Origin of the sequence: Flavobacterium sp., from assembly GCF_003525665.1 — a bacterium.
GTDB lineage: Bacteria > Bacteroidota > Bacteroidia > Flavobacteriales > Flavobacteriaceae > Flavobacterium.
The window spans coordinates 12680-16943 of sequence record NZ_DQDX01000076.1 but is presented as its reverse complement, the minus strand read 5'-3'; the positions used below and the strand labels follow the sequence as shown (position 1 = coordinate 16943).

Below are 4264 nucleotides of genomic sequence, written 5' to 3'. Positions count from 1 at the left end.
CAGCTAATATAGTAGGAGTGATGTAAGTTCCAGGCGAAATCGAACGCAATCCAATTTTACCAGAAAAAGGAGCGCGAACCGATGTTTTAGCAATTTGGGCTTGAATTAACTGACTTTGAGATTGTGCCGATTTTAAATCTGCTCGTGAAATATCGTATTCTTCTTGGCTAATGGCTTCTTTTTTTAGTAGTAAACCAGCACGTCTTTCATTTTCTGATGCTAATCCTTGTTTAGTTTGCGCTTGACGTAATTGTGCACGAAGTTCGGCATCGTTTACTTTAAAAAGAAGTTGTCCTTTTGATACAAAACTTCCTTCTTTAAAATTGATACTTTCCACAATTCCAGATACTTCGCTACGAATTTCTACTTGTTCATTGGCTTCAATAGATCCAGAAAGTGATAAGTTATTGTCGAAAGTTTCTGTTTTGGCAACAATTCCGCCAACAGTCATTTCTTTTCCTTTTCCATCTTTTCCTTTTGGTTCTTCGTTTTCGCTTTTATTTTCGATTATTCGATAAGCGATAAATCCGCCCAGACCAATGATTAAAAGAGCGTATGCAAGGTATTTTATTTTCATCTGAAATAGATTATTTTGTGACTTATAATTATTAAACGATTGTTTAAAAAACAAAAATAGCTTTAAGAATTGGGAAAATTTTGGTAGTTAATTTTTATTTAACATTTGTAGGTACAACATTAACATTTAGTAACAAGTGTCAACTGATGTAGTTCCAGATATTCTTCTTTGCACTCATTTCGATAAATACATTTCTCAAGTTTTGATGCTCGGGTTTTTCCATCGAAGCATCTTCTTTTAAAAGTTTTATAGCATATTCTCGAGCAACCATTAAAATGTCTCTGTCTTTTACTAAATCGGCTATTTGTAAATTTAGAATTCCACTTTGTTGTGTTCCTAAAATGTCTCCTGGACCACGAAGTTTCAAATCGACTTCGGCAATTTCAAATCCGTCGTTGGTTTTACACATGGTTTCTAATCGTGTTTTACTATCATTGCTCAATTTGAAACCAGTCATTAAAATACAATAACTTTGATCTGCACCACGACCAACACGACCACGCAATTGATGCAACTGAGATAATCCAAATCGTTCGGCACTTTCTATTACCATTACACTTGCATTTGGTACGTTAACACCAACTTCAATAACCGTTGTTGCAACCATTATATTGGTTTTTCCTGCTACAAATCGTTGCATTTCTGCTTCTTTTTCGGCAGGTTTCATTTGTCCGTGAACGATCGAAATTGAATATTGTGGTAGCGGAAAATCTCTGGAAATACTTTCGTAACCATCCATCAAATCTTTATAATCTTGAGTGGAACTTTCGTTAATCAATGGATATACAACATAAACTTGTCTTCCTTTTGCAATTTCGTCTTTCAAGAATTTCCAAACTTTCAATCGATTAGAATCAAATCGATGTACTGTTTGAATTGGTTTTCTTCCCGGAGGCAATTCATCGATAACAGAAATGTCTAAATCGCCATACAAACTCATAGCCAAAGTCCTCGGAATTGGTGTTGCCGTCATAACTAAAACGTGTGGCGGAATTTCGTTTTTCTTCCATAATTTAGAACGTTGCTCCACACCAAAACGATGTTGTTCATCTATTACTGCCAATCCTAAATTATGAAATTTCACTTTATCTTCAAGCAAAGCATGTGTTCCAATAATAATATCTAAAGTACCATTTTCTAGTTGCTCGTGAATGATTTTTCTTTCAGCAGTTTTACTTGAACCAGTAAGTATTTTTATATTGATATTTAAATCTTTAGCCAATTCTGATAATCCAATAAAATGCTGATTAGCAAGAATTTCGGTTGGCGCCATTAAGCAACTTTGAAAACCATTGTCTTTTGCTAAAAGCATGCACATTAATGCCACAATAGTTTTTCCCGAACCAACATCGCCTTGCAGCAATCGATTCATTTGGGCATTGCTTCCCATGTCGTTTCTAATTTCTTTGATTACTCTTTTTTGAGCATTTGTTAGTTCAAATGGCAAATGATTGTTGTAGAAATCGGTGAAATTAGTTCCAACCTTATCAAAAGGATGACCTTTAATTTTATGTTTTCGAATTAAGTTTTTGGTAATTAATTGTAATTGGATGAAAAATAATTCTTCAAATTTTAATCGGAATTGTGCTTTCGCCAAAAGTTCCTGACTTTTCGGAAAATGTATGTTGAACATCGATTCATTTTTAGAAATAAGTTTCAAGTTTTCTAAAATATTGAATGGTAATGTTTCTATAAATTGTGCTTTGATCTCTATAAAAAGTTGTTGCATTGCTTTGTTAACAACTCTGTTGGTAATGCCACGTTGTGTTAGTTTTTCGGTACTTGGATAAACCGGTTGCATGGCACTTCTAAGACTTGCTTTGTGCTCAGCCAATAATTCCATTTCTGGATGCGCCATTGAATATTGGCTACCATAATTGGATGTTTTTCCGAAAATCACATAAGTTTCGTTGAGTTTTATGCTTTCGCGTATCCATTTTACACCTTGAAACCACGTTAAATCCATTTGACCAGTTTCATCTGTAAAAGTTGCAACTAATCGTTTTTGATTTTTGCCAAATTCAACGGTTTTTATATGAATAATTTTACCAATAATCTGAACTTCGGATGTCGTTCCTTGCAATTCATTGATTTTGTAATACCGAGTTCTGTCAATGTATCTATTTGGAAATAAATTCATTAAATCTCCATAGCGATGAATATTGAGTTCTTTTCGAAGCAATTCGCCACGAGAAGGACCAATACCTTTTAGATATTCGATAGGAGTTTGTAATGGATTCATTTAAATAGTAATGCAATTTCAACAAACGAAGGTAAGGTTTCAAATTCAAATTCAAAAATAAATTTCAAAAATCAAATTCAATTTCAAATTAAAATTTTACAAATTTCTCAAATTTTTCAAATCTGTGTTCNNATCCTATGAAATATTTAATTCTGTTTTTATTTTCAATCTTATCTTTTGGTCAACAAACAACGAAAGTAGATTTCATAAAATGCAACGCTTTGGTGCAACCAAATTTTGAAACCAAATCGGTTTATGGAGAAATTGGCTATGATTTTAAAGTGAAATCAGAAGTTGATTCTATAAAAATTGATGCAGTTTCTATGACATTTTCTGAAGTCAAAATCAATGGAAAGACTGTGAATTATGTGAATAATAATAAGCAACTTATTTTATTTGAAGGATTTAAAAACGGTGATAATAAGTTGTCTTTTACTTATACGGTTACACCAAAACAAACCATTTATTTTTCAGGAATTGATCAAGGAATGCAAATATGGACGCAAGGACAAGGAAAATACACAAGTCATTGGTTACCAAGTTTTGATGATGTAAATGAGAAGGTTATTTTTTGTGTTAGTGTTAATTTTGATAAAAAATTTAAGGCTATTTCCAATGGAACTTTTAAAAATGCGAATACCAAGAGAAATGGAATGTTAAACGATACCAATTATACTTGGAATTTTGAAATGCAAAAACCAATGTCATCCTATTTAGTGATGTTGGCAATTGGTAATTTTCTGCACAAAACCGAAAAATCAGCTTCTGGAATTCCTTTAGAAAATTATTACAAACCTGTTGATGAAGATAAATATCAATATACTTACAAACATTCGACAGAAATTTTTAATTTCCTTGAAAAAGAAATAGGAGTAAAGTATCCATGGAAAGTTTATCGTCAAGTTCCAGTGGAAGATTTTCTTTATGCTGGAATGGAAAATACATCGGCAACGATTTTTGCACAAGATTATGTAGTTGATGAAAGCGGATTTAATGATAGAAATTATTTGAATGTCAATGCTCATGAGTTGGCACACCAATGGTTTGGCGATTTGGTTACCGCAAAATCTGGAAAACATCATTGGCTTCAGGAAGGATTTGCAACTTATTATGCTTTGCTTGCAGAACGAAAAGTTTTTGGAGACGATTATTTTTACAATCAATTGTACAGTTACGCCAACAGGTTGAAAGTTGCTGCTAAAACGGATACTATTCCAGTGATGAATGAAAAAGCAAGTTCGTTGAGTTTTTATCAAAAAGGAGCTTGGGCTTTGCATTTTATTAAAGAATCTATTGGTGAGAACAAGTTTAAAAAAGTAGTGAAAAACTATATTGAGAAATACCAATATAAAAATGCAGAAACCGATGATTTTCTAGCTGAAATCAGGAAAATATCTGATTTTGATACGGATAAATTCAAAAAAGTTTGGTTAGAAGATTACAAC

At 32.5% G+C, this 4264-nt stretch carries 3 protein-coding genes; 1 reads left to right on the top strand and 2 read right to left on the bottom strand.

Annotation, left to right across the window (positions count from 1 at the left end):
• Both DIU01_RS05355 and recG read right to left on the bottom strand, forming a co-directional pair.
• Window positions 1-577 (bottom strand): efflux RND transporter periplasmic adaptor subunit (locus tag DIU01_RS05355; RefSeq protein WP_290832223.1); only part of this gene is annotated, 577 nt, incomplete at its 3' end.
• Between the two features lie 139 nt (window positions 578-716).
• Window positions 717-2819, bottom strand: coding sequence for an ATP-dependent DNA helicase RecG (gene recG, locus DIU01_RS05350; RefSeq protein ID WP_290832221.1), 2103 nt, complete (start codon window positions 2817-2819; stop codon window positions 717-719).
• A gap of 137 nt (window positions 2820-2956) precedes the next feature.
• Between recG and DIU01_RS05345 the strand changes: the two genes are divergently transcribed.
• Window positions 2957-4264 (top strand): M1 family metallopeptidase (locus DIU01_RS05345; RefSeq protein WP_290832219.1); only part of this gene is annotated, 1308 nt, incomplete at its 3' end.

What these genes read in the sequence shown, in the direction of transcription:
- recG (WP_290832221.1), bottom strand. Translation starts at nt 2,819, where the DNA reads ATGAATCCATTACAAACTCCTATCGAATATCTAAAAGGTATTGGTCCT.